The organism is Lactobacillus acetotolerans DSM 20749 = JCM 3825 (genome assembly GCF_001436775.1).
GTDB lineage: Bacteria > Bacillota > Bacilli > Lactobacillales > Lactobacillaceae > Lactobacillus > Lactobacillus acetotolerans.
Genome location: NZ_AYZC01000010.1, coordinates 17060 through 38336, shown reverse-complemented (window position 1 = coordinate 38336; position 21277 = coordinate 17060). Strand labels below are relative to the sequence as shown.

Below are 21277 nucleotides of genomic sequence, written 5' to 3'. Positions count from 1 at the left end.
TAAATGTCTTAAAAAGTATCATCAGCTTTGTCAATGTCTTAACTTAATGACATTGCAAGCGGTACTTCTTTTTTGTATTTAAATGTAATTACTTGAGTGATGTGAGAAAATATTATTGAGGTGAATAAACATGAAGACAACCCAAATCAATAATGATGATTTTTTAGATTTTGACGAAGATATTTTAGAAAATTTCGTTTCTAAAAATTATTCTGCTAAAGAATTAATTTTTAAATTTAAGCAAATGCGCAAGTCCATTCCAACTGCATTTGATAAATTAAGCAAAAATGCTGAAAAACAACCTGTTATGAATAAAAAAGAATTGGAAAAAGAAATTGGCTTATAAGATAAAAATAGGTAATAAAGTTAAAAAGTAGCTTATTTAAATTATTATAACCATTATGATTATTTAAGCTTTAGAAAAATTCAAAATATAGATTTATGTTATACATACTTACAGAAAAAGAGCCTATTCAATGATAGACTCTTTCTTCGTAGAGCCGTAAAAAACGGTGACGCTAACAAACTAAAAAATAGCCGTCAGCTCGCCAAAGTTGAGACGGCTATTTTTCTATTCAAAGTCAAGTCATATCAGTGATTTGATTTATTATTTTTGCAGTCATCCGGAGCTTGCTCAAAAGCGGTCATTTATCAGCTAAAAAGCTAGTCGGAAGGAAGTGATAAGTATTATCACTACTTATGCTGCAATGAAATATAATGGTTCTTGGGAAAATACCTTGGATACAGGTAAAAAATATGGTTTAAAAGTTGTTTTTATAAATATCTATGGATGGAATCAAACGGCTAGCAGTGTTGAATTTTGAACAGACGCTGTTGCTTGGGCAACACTAGCTTCAGCTAAGAAATATATAGATAAACATTTTGATGATTTAACGTATCAATAACAGTATTCTTTAGTATAATAAAAGTGTGTTAGTTATAACTGCTAGTCAATTTTTAATTGATAATTAGCTGATGTACAAAATGTTTAAAGCTATATATTAAAGAAGGCACCATGAAAAAGTATTTAAAATATATCTTATTTACTTTATCTTTATCATTTTTAATATGTTGGTCATCATCGACCGTATATGCTGATAATGTTTCAGCTGGGAATGTTACTTCTGATCAACAATCTGTTAAAAAGGATGCAGATACAAATCAAAAGCAAGAAAGTGATAAAAATAAGGTAAATCAAGATCACAAAAATGATCCAAGTAATGCAGATTCACAAAGCTCATCTAAAGAATCTAATTCAAATAAGGATCAACAAAAGAAGGTTAATAAATATGCAGTTTCTGGTCAAAAAGCTAGAAAAAGACTTTTTGTTCAACGTCGACAAGTAGTTAAAACTAACGAACATCAACAGAGTAGTACAACATCAAAATCTGATAATTCTCGAGTAAGTAGTGATCATCAATCCAACCCAAGTAGTAGTAATACTAGCGGTAGAACTGGTAATGAATCTAAACAAGTTCATAACTATTTAACTGTTTCAAATAAAGTTAAAACTAACTATTATATGCAGGTTAGAAAGAAGTCACATACTAACTATAAGATTTACAAAACTGGTGGTTACAACACATCTCAAATTAATTTAAAGCCAATAGACTACTCAAAGAAGTATCGTGGTAAGAAAGTTCACGTACTTGCTTCAGAAAATACTTCTGATGGTAGAACTTGGCTAGAAATTTATTTAGGTAAAAAATTTGTTGGTTGGATTAATGCCAATTCGATGGATAAAAACTACTATAAAATTGGTGGTGTTCCATTAATTGGTCAGCGGCAACAATTACCTACAGGTTGTGAAATTACCGCTGTTACCATGATGTTGAATTATGCGGGTGATAAATCATCTAAGATGAAGCTTGCTAAAGAAATGCCACGATCTAGCAATCCTAATAAAGGATTTGTTGGTAGTCCGTATTCAAGTAGCGGTTGGTATATTTATCCCGCTGGTTTAATGAATTTAGTTAAACGGCATGTGGGATCTGCTCGTAATTTAACGGGAACAAGCCTCACGACAATTAAAAAATCGATTAGGAATAATCATCCGGTAGTTATGTGGTTAGCTCCCTTAGATGGTTTTTCTAATCATGCTTTAACTGTTTATGGATATACAAATAATAGGATATATTTGAATGATCCATGGAAAGTTAAGCGAGTAAGCTTTACCAATAAGCAAATATCAAAATTATGGCGTCAGGATGCATATAGAGCTTTAAGTTATTAAAAGTAAAAAAGGAGTATTTTATATTATGAAAAAATTGATAGTAGCGATTAGTGCTATGGCTGTTTTGCTTTTTGTTAGTTCATCAGCGATACAACCAGCCTTAGCTGCTACAGCAACTGGGGAAGGGGATCTTACCAGACCGTAACTAACAAGGCCACGGATAGTAATTCAGCAACAGATACAACAGATAATAAGACGATTGATGCAACTAAGCCAGCTTTATCCTCAAAGACTTATTATGTAAGTAACCCTAAGATTGTTAAGGCAAAGCGGGGTTTTACAGATACACAAGCCCAACAAAAACTAAGAATAAGGGACATGGTCATTATTTTAAAGGTGATTTTATTAAAATTGCTAAGCTTGACGGGAAAAATCTAAAAACTAGTAATGGCTATTGGATAACATCTAAGAAGAAATACACTTCTAAGACTAAAGGTTACCAAAACCCTAAGAAATATCACCAAGTTTATTACCACCAAATTAAACCAACAGGTAAAATTGGCCACCACACATCATGGTACAACCTATCAAGAATGAGCAACGTTCTATTATTGTTGGTGTTGCTCGTCCATGGAATTAGTTAAGTAATTAAATTTAAAAACGGTCACCGAAAGATGATTGTTTTTTTCGACTTAATTGCTAGTAAATAAACTCATCATTATAGGAGGAAATTAATGCAAAATTCGAGAATATTAAGTAAAATTATGACTGTTTCTGCAGCTGTACTTATGGCAGCTCCAATTGCAGGGACTACAATTAGTCAAACAGTTAATGCTGCTCCAACAAATACATCTCAAGTTGGTAAGAGCTCTAAGTTATCAGTCAATTCATTTCTTTATGATAAAAATGGTAAGAAGATTGGTAAATCTAATTTAAAAGCTGGTCAAAATGTTACACCAATTAGTCAAAAAACTATTAGTGGTGCTAACTATGTTGAAGTAAAACCAGGTCAATTTATTAGAGCACATAACCTTGTTCCAAGAAAAGTTTATAGATTAACTAATAACGCTTATGTTTATAAAGCTAATGGTAAACGTTCTAAGCAAAAAGCCTTGAAGAAAGGCTCTCAAATTGTATCTACCTCTAATGCAACAATTAAGGGTAAGAATTATATAAAACTTGGTTCTAATCAGTACATTAAGTCGGGGAATGCTAAAGCTTCATCTAGTACTATACCAACTTCAAAAAGGTAAAATCTTTTAAAGCTTATGTAGTTAAGAGAGGTTATAACACTTATAAAGGTGTCTTCCAGAATAAGAAATCTGCAAATTCTCATTTCCATAAACCATTTAATGTAAAAAAGACTCTTAGCATGAATGGTAACAAGTATTACTGGTTAACTACTACTAAGAAGCATAAGAACTTAGGCTACATTAACAAGAATGCACTTGCTACACCTAACCAAACTAAATTAATTAATGTTCCTTATGTCAGTCAATATAAACCTGTATTTACTCCTTGGGGTTGTGCTGGTGCTGCAATGACAATGTTATTGCGTTCTCAAGGTAAACATGTTGACTTGAGTTATGTACAAAGTCACTTACCAATGCAACCGACTAAAGGTGGACAAAAAGGTAGTGTATACACTGGTGTTGGTTTCGGCTACGTTATCAGACCAGGTGCATTAGCCAAATATGCTCGTCGTTGGGATAAGAATGTAATCAATATCTCAAGCAGTAAATTAACGGTAAATGACATGAAGTTATATGTACAAGGTGGTAAGCCAGTTTTGTACTACGGCTTCTCATCATACCAAAAGCCAGGCGATTATCATCGTAATCACTGTAAGGTTCTTACTGGCTACAAGAACGGTAAATTCCGTGTAAATGATCCACTTTACTACTCTAAGAGTGATGGAGCAGGTACTGGTGGTAAGAACATGAAATATGACCGTGGTGCAATTTCTTGGGTACCAAAGTCAGCAATTCAAAGTGAAACTAATCATGAAGCAATTACTGTTAAATAAGTTAACTGACGTATAATTAATTAAAACTTAAAAGATGACCTGAATTATCAAATTTCTTGCTAGTGGTAAAATCTACCTATGGAATAAATATTTATAGGAGTAAAAATTTGTCAAAGAAGAAAACAATTTATACCAAAGATGTCATTTTAGTTATGGCAGCATCGTTCTTCTTCATGTTCAGTACGATGTTTGTCAATCCATTAATTAATGGTTATGCCAAAAGCTTGGGTGCAAGTAGTGCCTTTGCCGGTTTAATCGTAGGAATTATGAGTATTGCCGCTATGTTTCTTAGACCAGTAGCTGGTAACTTAACAGATAAATTTTCCAAATACCGTTTATCTTTAATTGGTGGAATATTAATTCTAATTGGAGTTATAGGTTACGTCTTTTCACCAAGTGGCAGCTGGTTGCTTCTTTTTCGGCTGATTAATGGTGCCGGTTATGTGCTGTGTACTGTTTGTATGACTACCTGGCTGGCATTCTTGGTTCCACGGCAACATGTTGGGGAAGCCATGGGATTCTATGGTTTGATGAATGCCTTAGCCATGGCTTTGGCTCCAGCTTTAGCAATTAATATTTACCAAAAAATTGGTTACCGTGAGGCCATTATTTCATCAGCTGTTGCTGCCTTTCTGATGGTAATTGCGATTCAATTTGTTGGTGATCACGCTAAGCCGAGTAAAAAGGTTCAAAGGGAGAATAAGAAGAAAAAATTCAAAATTATTCAATGGAACGTTTTACCGGTTGCAATTTTGACGACTTTATTTGCTTTGCCGTATTTCTCAACGCAAGCGGATTTAGTTACTTACGTTGAACAAAGGCATTTAAATATTGCCGTTGGCTCATATTTCTTAATTTATGCGGTAGTTTTACTAGCCATTAGAATTGGCTTGAAGAATCTATTTGACACCGTTCGTTTCGGTGTCTGGTTATGGATTAGTACCGTATCAACTGTCTTTTATATCTTAATGTTAACCATTATGAAGAATAACTGGGAGATGGCTTTAGCCGCCGCAGGAATGGCTATGGGTTACGGGATCATCTATTCTGTTTTACAATCCACTGCTCTACTACTTGCACCGATTAATGAGCAAGGGCTGGCCAGCAGCACCTTTTACTTAGGATTGGATATTGGTATGTCCTTGGGACCAATTCTGTCAGGGGTTGTGGATAGTCTCTTACCAATTAAATGGTTTTATCCAGTTCAATTATTTATTATCCCACTCATAGTTTTGATATACTTGTGCTATCGGAAACGTTTGGATGGTGCAATTGATCACCATTAGTATTGAAAGAGGCGCAGCATGAGTAAATATACTGTTAATTCATATTTAGTCGATGATGGAATTCAAGTCAAAACTGAAGCTGGTAAACATACTATTATTTGTGATGAAGGATTAAGCGATGGGGGTAAAGATTCTGGCCCAGATCCAGTTGAATATTTAGCCGCTGCGGTTGATTCTTGTATTTCTATTTCTGTTGGGGAAATCAATAAAACACGTCATCTCAACATTAAAAAATTCCATATTGAGAATCACGTGATGTTTAAGAAAACCGGTCCTTCTACTGCAATTGTTTCTGAAATGAATCTTAAGGTTTCTTTCGATTCATCGATGTCTAAAGAAGAAAAAGAGAAATTTATGAAACAGACGGCACTGGTTTCAACAGTTTATCAAACTGTTTCTAGGGCAGTTAAGATAAATTTGACTGTGGAATGATTAAATAAATAATAATTTTGAGACAAGTTTTTAAATAAACTTGTCTTTTTTTAGAAATAAATTTATTAAATTTTTTTAATTTAAAACTACCGGTTATATGCCTCTACTATAATATTCAGCGGAATGAACATTAAAATTAAATAAGCTTATTTTTATAACAAGTACCTTTAATAATGTTTTTTAAAAGTTCATAATGGATTATGTTTGTAAGATAGAAAAGGAGTTTTATTTTTATGAAAAAACATAAATCTGTCAAAATTAAACTAGGTACGTTAATTTTGATGATTTTTTCTGCTATTTTTGGTTTTAATAACTCATTGACTGCGTACTACCAGATGGGTTATTCAAGTATCATTTGGTATGTTGTTACGGCGATTCTATTCTTTCTACCGTCTGCATTAATATTTGCAGAGTACGGTGCCTCTTTTAAAGGGGTAAAAGGGGGGATCTTTTCTTGGCTACAAAAATCGACCAATGAAAAAGTCGCTTTTGTTGGTACCTTTATCTGGTTAGCTGCTTGGGTAGTTTGGCTTGTATCTTCAACCCAATTTTTCTTGATTTCAGTTTCAACTACCTTATTTGGGCGTGATACGACCCAAAGTTGGCATCTAGGATTTCTGTCTTCAACTCAGCTTTTAGGTGTTTTAGAAGTTCTTTTCTTAGTTATAGTTACCTTTTGTGCTGCAAAGGGTGTAGATAAAATTGCAGCTGTAGATAAAATCGGGGGTATATTTACTTTACTTATTGCCGTTGGTTTTATGGTTGTTTCAATTTTTGTCTTCTTCTTAGATCATGGTCACCTTGCGGAACCACTTACTGCAATGAATTTAACTCATTCGCCAAATCCAGCGTTTCAATCTCCAATTGCAGTTATATCCTTTATAGTTTATGCATTGTTTGCCTATGGAGGCCTTGAAACTACTGCAGGGGTCATTGATTCAGTTGATAAACCGGAAAAGACTTTCCCTAAGGCATTAATCTTGGCAATGCTTGCTATGACCGGACTCTATGTGGTTAACATTTTAATGTGTGGTATCTCAGCTAATTGGAATACACAACTCGGATCTAAAGGAATTAATTTAGGTAACGTTGAATATGTTTTAATTAATAACTTAGGCGTTGTCACTGGACATGGTTTAGGTTTGTCGCATTCTGCTTCTTTGGCAATGGGATCAGCATTTTCACGTTTTGCTGGTTTAGCGGACGTTTTAGGTGGTATTGCAGCTGCCTTCTTAATGGTTTATTCACCAATTAAATCCTTTATTGAGGGTTGTGACCAAAGACTTTTACCTGATAAATTAATTAAGTTAAACAAGCACAATATGCCAGAACGGGCAATGTGGTTACAAGCAATCATCGTAAGTATCATAATCTTGTTCATTTCATTCGGTGGTAATGCTGCCGGACAATTCTACACGATTCTGACGGATATGATGAACGTTTCTTCAGCCGCCCCGTATCTATTCTTAATTGGTGCATATCCGTTCTTTAGAATTAAGAAAAACGTTGAACACCCGCTTTCATTTATTCATGGAAAAGCCAAAATTTGGACAGTTACTACTATTGTTTGGTTAGCTGTTGCAATTGGAATTATCTTTACTTGTATTGAACCATTACTTACAGGTGACTATTCAACTTCCTTCTGGACGGCTATTGGGCCTGTTGCCTTTGGTATTATTGCCTACGTTTACTACACATGGCGTGAACACAAAGAAAAACAAGCAGTTTAAAAATATAATTTAATATAAAGAAATCTCCTAACTTCGACTTGAAGTTAAGAGATTTTTGTTCTAAACATTCATAATTAACATTATGCTATAATCAAAGCATAATTATATTAGATTGTGTATAGGGTAAGGATGAAAAAGTGAAGAAACACAGGATATATTATTTAGATATGTTAAGAATTATTGCAACTTTAGCAGTAATTATTATTCATGTTTCTTCGCAGTCTTTGTTTTATTTAAAGAATGTTCACACCTTTATCTGGCAAAGTCTTAATTTCTGGGATTCTATGTCACGTTGGAGTGTCCCCGTTTTTGTTATGATCTCGGGAGCTTTATTTCTAGATCCTAGTCGATTAATAAAAATCAAAACTTTATTTACTAAAAATATTTGGCGAATTGTGTGTGCTACAATTTTTTGGCATATATTTTATGCATTGTATACTTTTATTTTTGAAAGTCACAGTTTATCTGTTGCCATAAAATTAATTATAAGAGGATATTCCCATTTATGGTTTTTACACATGATTATTGGGCTTTATTTGCTTGTGCCGCTGTTAAGAAAAATAACTGAGAATACTCGCTTAACTCGTTACTTTTTAATTTTAGCTGCTATTTTTTCTATAATTATTCCTACTTTTTTTGGAGTTTATAGAAGCATAGTGCATTATCAAATAATCCCAGCAATTGTTAAAAGCATCATGAGGAGTTTGATTAATTTAAATAATAGTTTCTATTTTTCTTTTACTCTATATTTCTCAACTTACTTTGTAGCTGGTTACTATTTAAATCATATTGAAATCAATAAAGAATGGCGGCTAATTATTTATTTACTGGCAATTTTAGGATTCGTTGTAACTTTTGCTGGTACGAATTATTTATCTTTACGTTTTAATAAGAGAATTTTACCTTTTTATGATTATATGAGTTTGAACGTTGCTTTATCTTCTGCTGGAGTCTTCCTTTTCTTTAAAGAGTTAGGCAAAAAGATTAATTGGAATGAAAATAGCAGGTCGGTAACCTGCATGACTAATCTTTCAGTGTTAACTTTTGGAATTTATTTGATTCATTTCTTATTTGTACGCATTGGCGCACGAAATTTTCATATGTTTAAATTAATGCCGAATACTTTTCTCGCTGTTCCGATAATTTCGGTTATTATTTTTATTATTTCAACGATTATTGCTTATATTATTCATCAAATTCCATGGTTCAAGAATCATATAATGTAACTATTTGAAATAGGCTTGATAGCCAAGCACAAAGGAAAGGACAATAGCAAATATTCCTACGCAATATTTCATTATCTGTGAAGGAATATAACGTACAACAATTGGCCCGATGTATCCGCCAATAAATAAGCCAATTACTAAGGGGATAATCACTTTCCAGTCGATTGGTAACATACAGATAAACATAATAGCGTAAACAAGATTACCTATGAATGAAGCAAAATTACGCATAGCATTATAAATGACGTATTTTTGATTAATTACTTTTGATAAAATAGCAATCATCAATAATCCAGCACCGGCACCGAAGTAACCATCATAAATGCCAACTAAGAAAACGCCTATCCAACTTATGATTTTGATCCATTTGTTTACTTGTTTTTTACTTTGAATATTTTTACTTGGGAATAAAATCATAATTCCGGCCAATAAAATAAAGAAAGGAACAAATTTCTTAAAACCAGCATTGGAACTATGAATTAAAATCAATGCACCTAAAACTCCACCAATTGTATTGACTATGGTGATTTGAAATGTTTGTTTCCAGTGCCCATGTAACTCTCTTAATGATGATAAAACTGTCCCAAGTCCACCTGCTACTTGTGATACCGTAATTGTTGCATTAGCGGTAATTGGTAAGACACCAACAGATATTAAAACAGGATAGAGTGTCAGTGCAGCCATTCCGACAATGCCAGTAAGAATCCCAGCAATTGTACTCATTACTATTAAATAGATTAATGACAATATTTGACCTTCTTTATAAATAAATTCTCAACTGAGAAAAGTATAACATTATAATTTTATTGTTAATGAAGACTCAATCAGTCTCTATTTTCTTGATTTCTTTGGCTGGAACGCCGCCGACTAAGGTATATGGAGCAACATCTTTGGTGACGACTGCTCCTGCGGCTATAACTGAACCTTTGCCAATTGTTACTCCAGGTACAATAATTGCTCCCGCACCAATCCATACATCATCGTTGATAATAACTTGTTCGAAAAACACGTGATCACGGTGCTTGGGATTTAAGGAATGATTGACAGAAGCAATAGTAACATTAGGAGCGAGCCAAACATTATCTTTTATGGTAATTCCGCCAATATCAACAAATTGACAGTTTTGATTAATATAATCGTGTTCACCAATTTTTAAACGAGGGCCAAAATCAATGTTAAATGGGGTACAGATCGTAGTTGAATCTGAAATCTTTTGATTAATTATTTGCCCCACTAAAGAATTGATCTCATGTGGAGAATGGTAAGAATTATTTAATTTAGCAAGGATTTTTCCTGTGTGTTCTTTAGTTTTAATATCATTACCAAAAATAGTATTTTTATCAGTATAAGGTGAATTTGTTTTCAAAGTAGTTTCTCCTCTCATTTTTTATTCTGTAATAAGTTTAATTATATTTGAATGCAATGTGAAATACTTATTTTAAATTCGTAACTGTACTTTTTTGCATAGAAAAAGTAACAAAAATAAAATCTAAAGTATTTTTTTATGTGATAAACTGAACTTTGAGAATATACAAAGAAATAGGTATTACATAATGAAAGATTTTGAAAAAGAAAGAAAAATGGCTGGGAAGATTCATAATCCGGCCAAAGTTAAAGATGATCCCTGGCTTAGAATTAGAGAAGCCTGTAAAGAATTTAATGATTCAAAGTTTTGGGAAGATAAGAAACCATTTGAAAATTTGAAGAAATTTTTTGGTCGTGCTGCAAAAGATATGACAATTACACCACCGTTTTATTGTGATCGTGGTGACATGATTTTTTTTGGTGAGCATTTTTATTCTAATACCGGTTTAACTATTTTAGATGATAATAAAGTTACAATTGGTGATAATGTTTATTTTGCTCCGCACGTGTCTATCTTTTGTCCTAACCATCCGATTGTATCTAGTGTGCGTGATAAAAATTTTGAAGTTGATCTTCCGGTTACGATTGGTAACAGCGTGTGGGTAGGTGGAAACGTAACAATTAATCCTGGAGTTACAATTGGCGACGATGTTGTAATAGGTTCAGGTAGTGTTGTTACGCATGATATTCCAAGTCACGTTGTTGCCGCAGGTGTTCCTTGCAAAGTGCTTCATCCGATTACTAAGAAAGATGAAGAATATTGGCAAAACGAAGAAAAGAAATATAACGAAGACAAGAAAAAATTTGATAAGAAGTAAAAATAGTTTTTTTGCATAATAAAACGACATTTCAAGTTAATTTGAAATGTCGTTTATTTATATTTGCTTTTTAATGTTACTTTTTAAATTGCTTACCCCATGCCCATGGATCTTCGTGCCAAGTTTTAAGGATATCATATTGGGCTGATGAAATATGTTTTGATTCTTTTTCTTTCTTAAGTAACTCTGGGTAAGAAAGCAGGGGGTTAAACTGCACGTTAGCCTTAGCAAAATTATCTTTTGCATCTGGTAAATAATAAGTGAAGATTGAACTAACACCGATTACGTTGCCGCCTTCTTTTTCAGTGGCTTTAACTGCATTGAGGACTGAACCACCTGTAGTGATTAAATCATCGATTAAAACAATGCGGTCATTTTTAGTGAAGCGACCTTCAATTTGTTTACCCTTGCCATGATCTTTAGGATTCGGACGGACATATATCATCGGTAAGTGTAGTTTTTCAGCTACCCAAGCGGCATGAGGGATGCCAGCTGTAGCAACACCACCAACGATAGAAACATCTGGATACTTTTCTTTAATTAAGCTAGCTAAATCAGTGGCGATCCAATCGCGTAAGTCTGGGTACGAAATGGTTAATCGCAAATCAGTGTAAATCGGTGAGAGCATTCCACTGGCATAAGTAAAAGGTTTGTCAGGTGAAATGGTAATGATTTCTTCTTCGATTAGTTTAGATATAATTTGGTCTTTATGCATATTAGTTAAACTCCTTTTTAATTGCTTCATAAGCTTCTTGTGGATTGCTTGCTAAAGTTATTGGGCGGCCAACAACGATTGCGCTTGAACCGTATTCTTTTGCTTGGGCTGGGGTAGCAGTTCTTGCTTGGTCATCGTTTGCATTGCCTTGGGGACGGATACCTGGCGTGACGTATAAAAAATCATCACCAACCGCTTTTCGTAAATCTTTTACTTCCAATGGTGAGCAAATAACCCCATCAGCGTTAGCTTTCTTAGCTGTTTTGGCTAAGCTGATTACCTGGTCATTCATAGGCAGAGAGCAATTTTGTTCATGTTTTAAAATTACATCTGAAATAGAGGTGAGTTCGGTAACAGCCAGCAATTTTGGTACAGTCTTTCCGGTTGGAGTGCCAGCGACTAAGCCATCTTTAGCAGCCTTAATCATTTGTCCGCCGCCGAGTGCATGTACTGTTGTACAAGTAATTCCTAATTGGGCCAATTGCTTAGCACCGTTATAAACTGTGTTGGGAATGTCATGCATTTTTAAATCTAAAAAAATCTTGTAACCTTGATCGGCTAATTTTCTTACTAAATTGCTTCCAGAATTAAAGAAAAGTTCCATTCCAACTTTGATGTAAGTGTCTTTGGGAGCACCTAATTTTGCTAAAATTTGCTTTAATTTCTCTTCGTTGTCTAAATCTAAGGCAACAAAAACTGGTTTTGCCATAATTTCCTCCACGTAAAAAAGCCTATTCCTGGCACAGAGAAACTGCCAAGAATAGACTTGTACTAGTTATTGAAGTTAAATTATTTAACTTGCGGTCTCTCTGTACCGTTTAAAGTTTGCTTATATGGAGCTTACCACCATCAAAAATAAAACACAAATAAAATTTAGTTTTTAAAAAGCAGAAAAGACGTGTACAATAAATCAAAAAAATAAGCGAATGTCAGTGAGCATTCATTTTTGGAGGGAAATATGACAAATATCAGCGTTAAATTACCTGGTCTAAATTTAAAGAATCCAGTTATGCCTGCAAGCGGTACTTTTGGTTTTGGCGATGTACCGGCTGCAAAAAAATTTGATTTGAACGAGTTAGGTGCAATGGTGATCAAGACGACCACACCTAAGGCAACGACTGGTAACCCACAACCACAAATTGCCGTTTTGGATGACGGTATTTTAAATTCTGTAGGATTAACTAATCCGGGTGTGGACAAAGTAATTAGTGAAAAGTTAATTGCTTTAAGAAAAAATTATCCTGAATTACCGATTATGGCTAGTGTTGGTGGTGATAATGAGGATGGTTATGTTAAAGTAGCCAAGAAATTATCTGATTCTGGCATTGTTAATGCTTTAGAAATTAACGTATCTTGTCCAAATGTAGCACAGGGAGGGATGAGCTTTGGTGTTCATCCCCAAGTGGTTGAAGACTTAACTAAAAAAATTAAATCAGTTGTAAAAATTCCCATCTATGTGAAGTTGACTCCGAATGTAACAGACATTACTGCGATTGCAAAAGCCGCAGAAGATGGTGGGGCTGATGGCCTATCCATGATAAATACTGTTTTGGGGATGCGGATTAACGTTGAAACTAGAAAACCGCTTCTTGGAAATAATATGGGCGGACTTTCTGGTGAAGCTATTAAACCAGTTGCTATTCGAATGATTGCACAAGTTAGAAAGATAACTTCTTTGCCGATTATTGGCATGGTTGGTATTACTTCTGCAAAAGACGTGGCTGAATTTATGTTGGCTGGTGCCAATGCGGTTGCGGTCGGCAGTGCCCATTTTCACGATTCATTGGCTTGTCCGCATATTATTCAAGAATTATCCAAAGTTTTAGAAAAAATTGGTGTAACGGATATCAACGATTTAGTAAATCGAATTTAACTAAATTTATCTTGTTGACAACGGTCATCATTACAAGTATATTTAGAAGCAGAAAAGATCCTTTAAAATTAGTCCCGTGAGGCTAGTAAGGTAACTTCCATTAAAGTTAAGTTTAACTTTACAAGGTGCTCCTAGTCTGATTACAGACTGGGAGCTTTTTCATGGGCAAAAGAAAGAGGTAAAAAATGGCAAAAGAAATTTGGGATGCACTGGCGATGAAACGTGCTTTAACCCGTATTACTTATGAAATTATCGAGCGTAACAAAGGTACTAAAGATTTGGTACTTGTTGGAATTAAAACGCGTGGCATTTATTTAGCTCAACGAATCCATGATCGAATTCAGAAATTGGAAGGTGTCGATGTCCCCATTGGTCAGATAGACATTACCTTGTACCGGGATGACCGTCACGATGCATCCCTTAAACAAGATCCAGTGGTTAACTCAGCCGAGGTTGGTGTAGATATTAATAATAAACACGTTGTCTTAGTTGACGATGTTATTTACACTGGACGAACAATTCGAGCCGCAATGGATGCCCTAATGGATGTCGGTCGCCCAAGCTCGATTGCAGTTGCGGTTTTAGTTGATCGTGGTCACCGTGAGCTACCAATTCGTGCTGATTTTGTTGGTAAAAATATCCCAACATCATCACGTGAGCAAGTTGCTGTTAATGTCCATGAAATTGATGGGCGTGACGCAGTTGAACTTAAAGAATTACCAAAATAAAAAATAAATTAATCCAACCATTTAATTGACTCCAGAGAGGGTCGAAAGGGTTGCCGCTTTTTCTTGTACTAAAATAGTATAAAAAAATCCCTTTTGATAAACCTGGAGCAAAATAATGCTTCAGGTTTATTTTTTTAGAAAAGAAAGAATGCAAAAGATGGAAAATTTAAATCTTGTTACTTTACCTCACTTTGTAAGTGTTAAGGATTTACAGAAGGATGAAGTTGAATCGCTGATAAAACGAGCAGAATATTTTAAACAAGGTGGTGCTACTCCTCGTTTAACCAAGCCGGTATATGTCACAAATATGTTTTTCGAAAATTCGAGTAGGACGCATACGAGTTTTGAAATGGCTGAAAGAAAACTCGGGTTAACAGTCATTCCATTTGATCCCGCTCATAGTTCTGTGAAAAAAGGCGAAACTCTTTACGACACTTCACTAATTATGGATGCATTAGGAATCGACCTAGAAGTTATTCGGCATTCAGAAAATGAATATTACCAGCAATTAATCCATCCGCAAAAGCACCAGCATTTGAATATTGGAATTGTTAACGCAGGTGATGGCAGTGGCCAACATCCATCCCAATGTTTGCTGGATATGATGACCATTCACGAGCATTTCGGTCACTTTAAAGGATTAAAGGTTGCAATTATTGGAGATATTACTAATTCCCGGGTTGCTAAGAGCAATATGGAATTATTAACCAAATTAGGTGCACAGGTTTACTTCTCAGGTCCAAGTTATTGGTATTCAGATAAATACGATAAGTACGGTAAATTTGAAAAGTTGGATGATTTGGTATCCAAGATGGATGTAATGATGCTTCTCAGGGTGCAACACGAACGTCATGCTAAGGATCCCAATGAAAAGAAATTTAATGCAAAAGCCTATCATGAGAAATATGGCATTAATCAGAAGCGTTACGGCCAAATGAAGGATGATGCGATTATTATGCATCCGGGTCCAATCAATCATGATGTTGAATTAGCCGGGAATTTGGTTGAGGCACCTAAGTGTATGTTTGTCAGACAGATGCAAAATGGTGTCTTCATGCGAATGGCTATGCTTGAAGCCGTTATGCGTGGACGTAAATTAGGAGGTCTGCGGTAAATGACGACGGTAATTAAAAACGGCACTGTTTATCAAAATGGGCAACTAATTCATGCGGATATTTTGGTGGCAGGTAAAAAAATTAAAGCTATTGCCATCCATCTATCTGGTGATAAGACAATTGATGCTAAGGGTAAATTGGTTAGTCCGGGTTTGATTGATTTACACGTTCATTACCGTGATCCAGGTCAAACCTATAAGGAAGATAGTCATACTGGTTCATTGGCAGCTACTCATGGCGGTTTTACAACGGTAGGTGCTATGCCAAACGTAACGCCTGTTCCTGATACGCCAGAATTAATGCAAAAAATGGTAAATGAAAATCAGCGAAAAGGCGTAGTACATATTTTGCAATATGGTCCGATTACTAAGAATGAAACGACCGATATTATTCCTGATTATTTGGGATTGAAAAAAGCCGGAGCTTTTGCCGTAAGTAATGATGGTAAAGGTGTACAAAACGCAGAGACGATGTACTTGGCAATGCAAAAAGCCAAAGAAAACAATTTGGTACTTGCGGAGCATGCACAAGATGATGCGCTCTTCAATCAAGGAGTTATTAATGAAGGTAAACGGGCCCAAGAATTAAATTTAAAGCCAATAACCGAATTGGCTGAGACAACGCAAATAGCCCGAGATTTGCTTTTAGCGCAAAAAACGTGTGTCCATTATCACGTTTGTCATATTTCAAGCAAAGTAAGTGTTGAACTAGTGCGTTTAGCCAAAGCTAAGGGAATTAATGTTACGTGTGAAGTTACTCCACACCACCTGCTTTTGACTGATGAAGATATTCCTAAGGACGATCCGAATTACAAGATGAATCCACCGCTTAGGAATAAAAAGGATCAGACGGCATTAATTAAAGGATTGTTGGATGGAACAATTGATATGATTGCGACTGATCATGCACCGCATGCTAAGAAAGAAAAGACGGGTAGTATGCAAAGTGCAGCTTTTGGTATCACCGGTAGTGAAACGGCATTTGGTGAGCTTTATACGAACTTTGTACGAACTGGTATTTTTACTTTAAGGCAGCTTTTGGGTTGGTTCACAGATAAACCTGCTAAAACTTTTGCTTTAAAAAATGTTGGTCACCTTGAACCTGGTGCCCCAGCTGACATAGCAATTTTTGATATTAATCATGCGGTAAAAATTAAAGAAGAAGATTATCAATCTAAGGGTGTTAATACGCCATTTACGGGAGATGAGGTATATGGTGCAACAGTTTTAACAATGGTTAATGGAGAAATAGTATATCAAAGGGATGGACAATAAATGCGGTATTTAATTTTAGAAGATGGCAGTATTTATGCCGGTGAAGGTTTTGGTAGTAATAAAGAAACTCTTGGCGAGGTTGTTTTTACTACCGGGATGACCGGTTATCAAGAAGCAATTACGGACCAATCATACGCAAACCAAATTTTAGTTTTTACTAACCCGTTAATTGGAAATTATGGGATCACACTGGCTGATTATGAATCGCTTGAACCGGGAATTAAGGGAGTGATTTGTCACCAGGTAGCCAATCATCCTACTAACTGGCGCATGCAAACGACGTTGCCAAAGTTTTTGGATCATTTAGGAATTCCTGGGATTCAAGGAATAGATACAAGGGCTTGGGTTAAAAAAATCAGGGTTCATGGTACCCTTCGTGGCAAAATTGCCAATTCCAAAGAAGATGCCGAAAAGGTAGCCCAAGAGTTAACGGCTAAAGATATTACCCGGGGAACTATTCAACAAGCTTCAACTAAAATGCCGTATCCGGTACCCGGCTCTAAAAGAAATATTGTTGTGGTTGATTTTGGTATTAAACACAGCATTTTACGAGAATTATCTAAGCGGGATTGCAATTGTATCGTTTTACCGTATACAGCAACTGCTGAAGAGATTCTTTCACTATATCCTGATGGTGTGTTGCTATCGAATGGCGCAGGCGATCCTGAGGAAATGGTCGGCGCTACTACAGAAATGATTCGAGAAGTTGAAAAACGTGTTCCATTAATGGGCATTTGTATGGGTCACCAGGTTTTTGCCCTTGCTAATGGTGCTAAAACTTACAAAATGAAATTTGGTCACCGTGGTTTTAACCATCCGGTTCAGGAGATTGCTACCGGCAATATTGGCTTTACCGCACAAAATCATGGTTATGCGGTAGATAAAAATTCAATTGATAAGGATAATTTAATGATCACGCACGTTGAAGTTAATGACGGAACTGTTGAGGGCTTGAAACATAAAAAGTACCCTGCATTTTCAGTTCAATTTCACCCTGATGCAACACCAGGTCCACACGATGAAGATTCGCTGTTTGACTACTTTATGCAAATGATTGATCAAAGAAAGGATGCAAAACGTCATGCCTAAAAGAACAGATATTCATAAAATTATGGTGATTGGATCAGGACCGATTATTATCGGACAAGCCGCTGAATTTGACTATTCTGGTACTCAAGCTTGTTTGGCCTTACGTGAAGAAGGTTACGAGGTGGTTTTAGTTAACTCTAATCCGGCTACCATTATGACTGATACGTCTATTGCTGATAAGGTTCATATTGAGCCGCTTACCGTAGATTCGGTTTCCCGGATTATTCGTCAAGAATATCCTGATGCCATTTTACCGACGCTTGGTGGGCAAGTTGGATTAAATATGGCAATGGAATTGTCAAAAACAGGTATTTTAGATGAATTACACATTGAACTTTTAGGTACTAAGCTTGAGTCAATTGATCAGGCGGAAGATCGAGAAAAATTTAAAGAGTTGTGTGAAAAACTTGGTGAACCTGTTGCTCCTTCTAGAAATGTGAATAATGTTGAAGATGCCTTAGCTTTCGGTGACAAGATTGGCTACCCAATAATTGTTCGTCCAGCATTTACCATGGGCGGTACCGGTGGCGGTATCTGTAATAACCGTGAAGAATTAGCTAAAGTTGCTAAGAATGGTTTGGAATTATCCCCGGTGACCGAATGTTTGATTGAACAATCAATTGCTGGTTACAAGGAAATTGAATTTGAAGTAATGCGGGATAAAGATAATAACGCAATGATCGTCTGCTGTATGGAAAACTTTGATCCAGTTGGTATTCATACTGGAGATTCAATTGTTTTCTCACCATCGCAAACTTTATCTGATAAAGAATACCAGATGCTGCGTGATTGTTCACTACGACTAATCCGGGCATTAAAGATTGAGGGCGGGTGTAACGTTCAACTTGCACTTGATCCTAATAGTTATAAATATGACGTGATTGAAGTTAATCCGAGGGTGTCGCGTTCATCTGCTTTGGCCTCTAAAGCTACCGGATATCCAATTGCAAAGATGGCGGCCAAAATTGCCGTGGGAATGACTCTTGATGAAATTAAGAATCCGGTAACAGGTACTACTTATGCAGAATTTGAACCAGCACTTGATTATGTAGTTTGTAAGATTCCCCGTTGGCCGTTTGATAAATTCCCAAAGGCTGATCGAGTTTTGGGTACACAAATGAAGGCTACTGGGGAAGTTATGGCGATTGGTCGTACTGCCGAAGAAGCTTTTCAAAAGGCAGTTCGTTCGTTAGAAATTGATCAAAAGGACTTCTATTCTTCTGAAGCACATGCTGCTAGCGATGAAGATTTAGAAACGAAACTAGTGAAAGCTCAAGATGATCGTTTATTTTACTTAGCCGAAGCATTTAGGCGTGGCTACAGCATGAAGGATGTCCACGAGTTAACTAAGATTAACTATTACTTCCTAGATATCGTTAAACATATTGTTGATTTAGAAAAAACGATCCAGAAAAACAAAGACGATATTAAAACATTAAAAATTGCTAAGAAATATGGTTTTAGTGACCAGACAATTGCTAATTTATGGCATGAGAATGCTGATGAAATTCGTAAACTTAGAAAATCTAAAGGCATTATCCCGGTTTATAAAATGGTGGATACATGTGCAGCTGAATTTGAATCGAAGACTCCATACTTTTATTCAACTTATGATGTAGAAAATGAGAGTAAGAAGACGGATAAAAAATCGGTTTTAGTAATTGGTTCTGGTCCAATTAGAATTGGGCAAGGGGTCGAATTTGATTACGCAACTGTTCATTGTGTCAAAGCATTACAGAAGATGGGTTATGAAGCAATCGTTATTAATTCTAATCCTGAAACTGTTTCAACCGATTTCTCAACTTCAGATAAGTTATACTTTGAACCGTTAACTTTGGAAGACGTTTTAAATGTTTGTGACCTTGAAAAGCCCGAAGGGGTCATCGTTCAATTTGGTGGACAAACCTCAATTAATTTAGCCGCCGGACTTGAAGAACACGGTATTAAAATTTTAGGGACTAGTGTTAAAGACGTTAACCGAGCTGAAGATCGTGAGTTATTCGATGAAATTGTAAAAAAGCTTGATTTAAAGCAGCCTAAAGGATTAACCGCTACTACTCGGGATGGCGTAATTAAAGCAGCTGAAAAATTAGGATATCCAGTTTTGGTACGTCCAAGTTATGTATTAGGCGGAAAGGCAATGGAAATTGTCTATAGTAAAGCAGAATTAGAAGAATACTTGAACGATCACGTTGATATTGCAAGCGATCACCCGATTTTAATTGATGATTACCTGGATGGCCGTGAATGTGATGTCGATGCAATTTGTGACGGCGATCGGGTTCTTTTACCAGGAATTATGGAACACATTGAACATGCTGGTGTGCACTCAGGAGATTCAATGGCGGTTTATCCACCACAAACTTTTACTAAAGAAGTTAAGAAAAAAATTACCGATATTACTAGAAAATTAGCTTTAACTTTAAATTGTCATGGAATTATGAACGTTCAGTATATTGTTCGTAATGGTGAAGTCTATATCATTGAAGTAAATCCACGTGCTAGTCGAACGGTTCCATTCTTGAGTAAAATTACCGGGATTGAAATGGCACAAGTTGCTACCCGAGTAATTATGGGAGAAAGTTTAAAAGAGCAAGGCTATCAAGATGGCTTGGCTCCAGAATCCGACAGAATTAGTGTTAAAGCACCTGTATTCTCCTTCAGTAAATTGGATGATGTTGATAGTTACCTTGGTCCAGAAATGAAATCAACTGGCGAAGTAATGGGCAGCGATCGAACCTTTGCCAAAGCCTTGTTAAAGGCATTTGCTGGTGCAAATATGAAGATTCCAGATAATGGTAACGTTCTTCTTACCATTGAAGATCGTGATAAAGGTAAAATTCTACCGATTGCCGAACGCTTTGCTAAAATTGGTTACCGAATTTTTGCAACCAAAGGTACCGCAGAATTCTTACGTAAAAACGGTCTGCATGTAAATCCGGTTACTAAGGTTCATGAGCCCGGTGATAATAATATTTTGACGGAATTAAGAAATAAGAAGATTGACTTGGTAATTAATACAATGGGCCATGATGTTGAGAAAAACTCAGATGGTTTCATTATTAGACAGGTTACAATCCAACAAAATATTCCACTACTTACTGCATTAGATACTGCGGAAGCACTTCTGACAGCACTTGAAAATAGGTTATTTGCTACAGAGAGTTTGAAGTAAAATTAAAGAAATGCGGTAGACATTGCATTATGATGTCTACCGCGTTTTTTGCTTTATTTTAAAAATTACCAATTTTCCCACTATGTTTTGCTAAATTATTAGCTTTTTTGAAAGCAGTTAATCCTAACATTAACCATAAAAGGCAATCTACAATAGAAATGACCATGTACAAGTTAAAATTATAATTTTGATGATTAATAATTAAAGTCATCCAGTTAGCAATTTCATGCACAGGTACGATTATTTCCAATA

The 21277-nt window shown here is 35.6% G+C and carries 19 protein-coding genes; 15 read left to right on the top strand and 4 right to left on the bottom strand.

Annotated features, from left to right (window positions below):
• Positions 1-130 precede the first annotated feature (130 nt).
• From FC77_RS02795 to FC77_RS02760, 8 genes are all read left to right on the top strand, one after another.
• On the top strand, positions 131-346 hold the full coding sequence (locus FC77_RS02795; protein WP_056970032.1) for a hypothetical protein: 216 nt from the start codon (positions 131-133) through the stop codon (positions 344-346).
• A 669-nt stretch (positions 347-1015) separates the two neighbouring features.
• On the top strand, positions 1016-2233 hold the full coding sequence (locus FC77_RS02790) for a C39 family peptidase (protein ID WP_056970031.1): 1218 nt from the start codon (positions 1016-1018) through the stop codon (positions 2231-2233).
• Positions 2234-2907: 674 nt separating this feature from the next.
• Positions 2908-3426 (top strand): SLAP domain-containing protein, encoded by a 519-nt coding sequence (locus FC77_RS02785; protein WP_056970030.1) that lies wholly within the window; start codon positions 2908-2910, stop codon positions 3424-3426.
• Positions 3427-3545: 119 nt separating this feature from the next.
• Entirely contained in the window at positions 3546-4199 is a 654-nt protein-coding gene (locus FC77_RS02780; RefSeq protein ID WP_054681940.1) for a C39 family peptidase, read from the top strand.
• A 107-nt stretch (positions 4200-4306) separates the two neighbouring features.
• Positions 4307-5485 (top strand): MFS transporter, encoded by a 1179-nt coding sequence (locus FC77_RS02775; protein ID WP_056970029.1) that lies wholly within the window; start codon positions 4307-4309, stop codon positions 5483-5485.
• 18 nt (positions 5486-5503) lie between these two features.
• Positions 5504-5917 carry an OsmC family protein gene (locus FC77_RS02770; RefSeq protein WP_056970028.1) on the top strand — a complete coding sequence of 138 codons (414 nt, stop codon included), beginning with the start codon at positions 5504-5506 and terminating at the stop codon, positions 5915-5917.
• 233 nt (positions 5918-6150) lie between these two features.
• Positions 6151-7647, top strand: a complete 1497-nt coding sequence (gene yjeM / locus FC77_RS02765; RefSeq protein ID WP_056970027.1) for a glutamate/gamma-aminobutyrate family transporter YjeM — start codon at positions 6151-6153, stop codon at positions 7645-7647.
• 137 nt (positions 7648-7784) lie between these two features.
• On the top strand, positions 7785-8873 hold the full coding sequence (locus FC77_RS02760; RefSeq protein WP_338084851.1) for an acyltransferase: 1089 nt from the start codon (positions 7785-7787) through the stop codon (positions 8871-8873).
• On the opposite strand, the gene FC77_RS02755 is transcribed toward FC77_RS02760, so the two are convergent.
• Together FC77_RS02755 and FC77_RS08395 are read right to left on the bottom strand one after the other, a co-directional pair.
• Positions 8874-9623, bottom strand: a complete 750-nt coding sequence (locus FC77_RS02755; protein ID WP_056970025.1) for a sulfite exporter TauE/SafE family protein — start codon at positions 9621-9623, stop codon at positions 8874-8876. It lies immediately after the preceding gene.
• A 70-nt stretch (positions 9624-9693) separates the two neighbouring features.
• Positions 9694-10239, bottom strand: coding sequence for a DapH/DapD/GlmU-related protein (locus tag FC77_RS08395; RefSeq protein WP_054681933.1), 546 nt, complete (start codon positions 10237-10239; stop codon positions 9694-9696).
• Positions 10240-10426: 187 nt separating this feature from the next.
• On the opposite strand from FC77_RS08395, the gene FC77_RS02745 reads away from it, so the two are divergent.
• Entirely contained in the window at positions 10427-11056 is a 630-nt protein-coding gene (locus FC77_RS02745; RefSeq protein ID WP_056970024.1) for a sugar O-acetyltransferase, read from the top strand.
• A 76-nt stretch (positions 11057-11132) separates the two neighbouring features.
• Here FC77_RS02745 and pyrE read toward each other — a convergent pair whose 3' ends face one another.
• Both pyrE and pyrF read right to left on the bottom strand, forming a co-directional pair.
• On the bottom strand, positions 11133-11771 hold the full coding sequence (pyrE, locus tag FC77_RS02740; RefSeq protein WP_054681950.1) for an orotate phosphoribosyltransferase: 639 nt from the start codon (positions 11769-11771) through the stop codon (positions 11133-11135).
• 1 nt (position 11772) lies between these two features.
• On the bottom strand, positions 11773-12480 hold the full coding sequence (gene pyrF / locus FC77_RS02735; protein WP_056970023.1) for an orotidine-5'-phosphate decarboxylase: 708 nt from the start codon (positions 12478-12480) through the stop codon (positions 11773-11775).
• 249 nt (positions 12481-12729) lie between these two features.
• Between pyrF and FC77_RS02730 the strand changes: the two genes are divergently transcribed.
• From FC77_RS02730 to carB, 6 genes are all read left to right on the top strand, one after another.
• Positions 12730-13644, top strand: coding sequence for a dihydroorotate dehydrogenase (locus FC77_RS02730; RefSeq protein WP_056970022.1), 915 nt, complete (start codon positions 12730-12732; stop codon positions 13642-13644).
• 185 nt (positions 13645-13829) lie between these two features.
• On the top strand, positions 13830-14372 hold the full coding sequence (gene pyrR, locus FC77_RS02725) for a bifunctional pyr operon transcriptional regulator/uracil phosphoribosyltransferase PyrR (RefSeq protein WP_054681928.1): 543 nt from the start codon (positions 13830-13832) through the stop codon (positions 14370-14372).
• A 157-nt stretch (positions 14373-14529) separates the two neighbouring features.
• Positions 14530-15486, top strand: a complete 957-nt coding sequence (locus tag FC77_RS02720) for an aspartate carbamoyltransferase catalytic subunit (protein WP_056970033.1) — start codon at positions 14530-14532, stop codon at positions 15484-15486.
• Positions 15487-16761: a dihydroorotase gene (locus tag FC77_RS02715; RefSeq protein WP_056970021.1), complete on the top strand. Its 1275-nt coding sequence runs from the start codon at positions 15487-15489 to the stop codon at positions 16759-16761.
• Positions 16762-17850 carry a carbamoyl phosphate synthase small subunit gene (locus FC77_RS02710; protein WP_056970020.1) on the top strand — a complete coding sequence of 363 codons (1089 nt, stop codon included), beginning with the start codon at positions 16762-16764 and terminating at the stop codon, positions 17848-17850. It begins immediately after the preceding gene.
• The gene (gene carB, locus FC77_RS02705; RefSeq protein ID WP_056970019.1) at positions 17843-21025 is read left to right on the top strand and encodes a carbamoyl-phosphate synthase large subunit; all 3183 of its coding nucleotides are present in this window, start codon (positions 17843-17845) and stop codon (positions 21023-21025) included. The genes FC77_RS02710 and carB overlap by 8 nt, the downstream gene beginning before the upstream one ends.
• Positions 21026-21277: the final 252 nt, after the last annotated feature.